The 4307-nt window shown below is 33.6% G+C and carries 2 protein-coding genes; both read right to left on the reverse strand.

Going from position 1 to position 4307, the window contains the following annotated elements; genetic code table 11:
• A partial coding sequence (gene rpoB, locus ACRC28_RS04085; RefSeq protein ID WP_438542179.1) for a DNA-directed RNA polymerase subunit beta occupies window positions 1-3559 on the reverse strand: 3559 nt, incomplete at its 3' end.
• Between the two features lie 335 nt (window positions 3560-3894).
• The gene (gene rplL / locus ACRC28_RS04090; protein WP_438542180.1) at window positions 3895-4257 is read right to left on the reverse strand and encodes a 50S ribosomal protein L7/L12; all 363 of its coding nucleotides are present in this window, start codon (window positions 4255-4257) and stop codon (window positions 3895-3897) included.
• Window positions 4258-4307 lie beyond the last annotated feature (50 nt).

The following is a 4307-nucleotide window of genomic DNA, read 5'->3' on the forward strand; positions in this document are numbered from 1 at the left end:
CCTCTGTTTCTTCAATGTTTACTTCTATCTCTTCTGATTCTTCATCAACTGATTCTTTTAATCTAACTTCCTCATTTTCATCATTTAAAACTTTAACATCTAAACAAAGTGCTTGTAATTCCTTAATAAGAACCTTAAACGATTCTGGAACTCCTGGCTCAGGTATATTTTCACCCTTAACTATTGCTTCATAAGTTTTAACTCTTCCAACAACGTCATCAGACTTTACAGTTAATATTTCTTGTAATGTATGGGCAGCACCATATGCTTCTAATGCCCAAACCTCCATCTCTCCGAATCTCTGACCACCAAATTGAGCTTTTCCTCCAAGTGGTTGTTGAGTTACTAGTGAGTATGGTCCTGTTGATCTAGCATGTATCTTATCATCTACTAAGTGAGCAAGTTTTAAGATATACATGATACCAACTGTTACTTCATTGTCAAATGCTTCTCCAGTTCTACCATCATATAAAACTGTTTTTCCATGAGCATTGTATCCTGCTTTTACTAAGCATTCTTCAATATCACTTTCAGTTGCACCATCAAATACTGGAGTAGCTATGTGCCATCCTAATTGACTAGCAGCCCAACCTAAGTGAACTTCTAATACCTGCCCAATATTCATACGTGATGGAACCCCTAGTGGGTTTAAGCAGATTTGAAGTGGTCTTCCGTCTGGTAAGAATGGCATATCTTCCTCTGGAAGAACTCTTGAAATAACCCCTTTGTTACCATGACGTCCCGCCATTTTATCCCCAACAGAGATTTTTCTCTTTTGAGCAATGTAACATCTAACTAATTCGTTAACACCTGGGTTTAATTCATCACCATTTTCTCTTGTAAATACTTTAATATCTACAATTATACCAGCTTCTCCGTGAGGTACTCTTAATGAAGTATCTCTAACTTCTCTAGCTTTTTCACCGAATATAGCTCTTAATAGTCTTTCTTCAGCTGTTAACTCAGTTTCACCTTTTGGAGTTACTTTACCTACTAAGATATCTCCTGATCTAACTTCTGCACCGATTCTGATTATACCTCTTTCATCGATGTCTTTTAAAGCATCTTCACTTACATTAGGAATATCCCTAGTTATTTCTTCAGGTCCTAATTTAGTGTCTCTTGCTTCACATTCATATTCTTCTATATGAATAGATGTAAATACATCTTCTCTAACTAATTCTTCAGAGATAAGCATAGCATCCTCATAGTTATAACCTTCCCATGTTATGAATCCCATTCTGATGTTTTTACCTAATGCTATTTCTCCTAAATCCGTTGATGGTCCATCTGCAAGTACCTGGTTCTTAAATACCATTTCTCCAACACTTACTAAAGGTCTTTGATTGATACAAGTTCCTTGGTTACTTCTTTTGAATTTTAATAGCTTATAGCTATCAACTCCACCATCTAAATCTCTCTTAACTTTTATTTCACTAGCACTTACATAAGTTACTACACCTTCATTTTTAGCTTTTGGTAGTACCCCTGAATCTGCAGCTGCTCTGTACTCAATTCCTGTTCCTACTATTGGTGCTTGTGGCTTTAATAGTGGTACTGCTTGACGTTGCATGTTTGATCCCATTAGGGCTCTTGTAGCATCGTCATTCTCTAAGAATGGAATCATAGCTGTTGCTACAGATACGATTTGTCTTGGTGAAACGTCCATTAAGTCAACTTCGCTTGATGGAACAACCATAACTTCTTCTAAGTATCTAACAGTTACTTTATCATGAGTGAAGTATCCTTCTTCATCCATAGGCTCATTTGCCTGTGCAACAAGATATTGATCTTCTTCATCTGCTGTAAAGTATCTTATTTCGTCAGTTGCTCTTTTATTTTCTTTATCTATAATTCTATATGGTGTTTCAATAAATCCATATTCATTTACTCTTGCATAAGTCGCTAATGAGTTGATAAGACCTATATTTGGTCCCTCTGGTGTCTCGATAGGACACATTCTACCATAATGTGAGTGGTGAACGTCTCTTACTTCGAATCCAGCTCTTTCTCTCGAAAGTCCTCCTGGTCCTAATGCAGATAATCTTCTCTTATGAGTTAATTCTGATAATGGGTTTGTTTGATCCATGAATTGCGATAATTGTGAACTACCAAAGAATTCTTTAATAGCTGCTGCAACTGGTCTAATATTTATAAGCATCTGTGGAGTTATTGCTTCTTGGTCTTGAATAGTCATTCTTTCTTTAACTACTCTTTCCATTCTTGATAAACCAATTCTAAATTGATTTTGTAATAATTCTCCTACTGATCTTAATCTTCTATTTCCTAAGTGGTCGATATCATCTACATATCCAATACCATAAGCTAAACCTAATTCATAACTAATAGTTGAGAATATATCATCTTTAATTATGTGTTTTGGTATTAATTTATTGATATTTTTCTTAATTTCTTCCTTTATACTTTCTTCATCAGTAAAGTTATCAAGGATTTCTTTTAATGTTGGATAGTGTACTAACTCTTTGATATTTAAATCACTTAAATCAAAAGAAACATGTTTAGCTATATCAACAAAATGGTTACCAATAACTCTGATAATTTTGTCTTCTACTAAAACATCAACCATATTAATTCCAACATTTTGGATTTCTACAGCCATTTCTCTTGTTATTTTTTGTCCTTGCTCTACCATTATTTCTCCTGTTGAAGGATTAATAACGTCTGAAGCTGCTACTTGGTTAGCTAATCTTAAGTTTATAGCAAGTTTTTTATTAAACTTGTATCTACCAACTCTTGAAAGATCATATCTCTTAGCATCAAAGAATAGTGAATCAATTAATGACATAGCGCTATCCACAGTTGGTGGCTCACCTGGTCTTAATCTCTTATAGATTTCTAAAAGAGCTTCTTCTCTAGTCTTTGTATTATCTTTTTCGATACTTGCTTGGAATCTTTCTTCTTCACCAAAGTATTCTAATAATTCTTGATCACTTCCCATACCCATAGCTCTTGCTAAGATACTAATTGGAAGTTTTCTAGTTTTGTCAATTCTAACATATATAATATCATTAGAATCTGTTTCATACTCTAGCCATGCACCTCTGTTAGGAATAACAGTTGATGAGAATAACTTCTTCCCGTGTTTATCACGGTTTAGGCTATAATATACACCTGGAGATCTAACTAATTGGCTTACGATAACTCTCTCAGCTCCATTAATTATAAAAGTTCCTTGTTCAGTCATTAATGGGAAATCACCCATAAATACTTCTTGTTCTTTTATTTCTCCTGTTTCAGTATTAGTAAGTCTTACTGATACTTTTAGTGGTGCAGCATAAGTAGCGTCTCTCTCCTTACACTCTTCCACTGAATATTTGATATTATCCATATCAAGTTTGTAATCTACAAACTCAAGCACAAGATTCCCTGTAAAGTTTCCTATAGGATTTATGTCATCAAATACTTCATGAAGACCTTCCTTTAAAAACCATTGATAAGAATCTAATTGTACTTCAATAAGATTTGGCATATCCGCAGCGGCTTTAACTTTACCAAAACTCATTCTTGTTCTTTTTCCAGATTGGACAGGATGTACCATGAATTTTCACCCCTTGTATAAACTAAAATAACCAAAAGCATAATTTCCCTAAGGACCTTTGCTTTCGGACAGCATCTTTTTTTAGTATAGCCACTATTTCTTAGTGCTATACCTCTTTAAAACTAAATATACTTTTCCATTTTGAATAGTACATTTTATTAATGTATCACATCATTCTTTTTTTGTCAACTTATTTCACTTTACTTATAAAATCTTCTTTATAAATAAAACTATATAAATTATCCATATTAAATTAGGGATATTTTATATAGTCTTTTGTGAAAATAAAAAGGTGCTTTTACAAGCACCTTTATACAGTTTTATGCTAAAGTAAATTATTTTACTTCTACTTCTGCTCCAACTTCAGCTAATTTAGCTTTCATATCTTCAGCTTCTTCTTTAGATACAGCTTCTTTTAATGTTTTAGGAGCTCCATCTACGATTTCTTTAGCTTCTTTTAATCCTAATCCAGTTATTTCTCTAACAACTTTGATTACTTTGATTTTGTTAGCTCCAGCGCTAGCTAAAACTACGTCAAATTCAGTTTTTTCTTCAGCAGCTCCACCAGCTACTGCTCCTGCTACTGCTACTGGTGCAGCAGCGCTTACTCCAAATTCCTCTTCGCAAGCTGTTACTAATTCGTTTAATTCTAAAACGCTCATTTCTTTTATTGCTTGAATTATATCTTCTCTTGTCATTTTAATTGCACCTCCAAAAATTTTAAAACGGATAACTATTTTATAGTTAT

Source organism: Clostridium sp. (assembly GCF_051650885.1).
Classification (GTDB): Bacteria; Bacillota; Clostridia; order Clostridiales; family Clostridiaceae; genus Clostridium.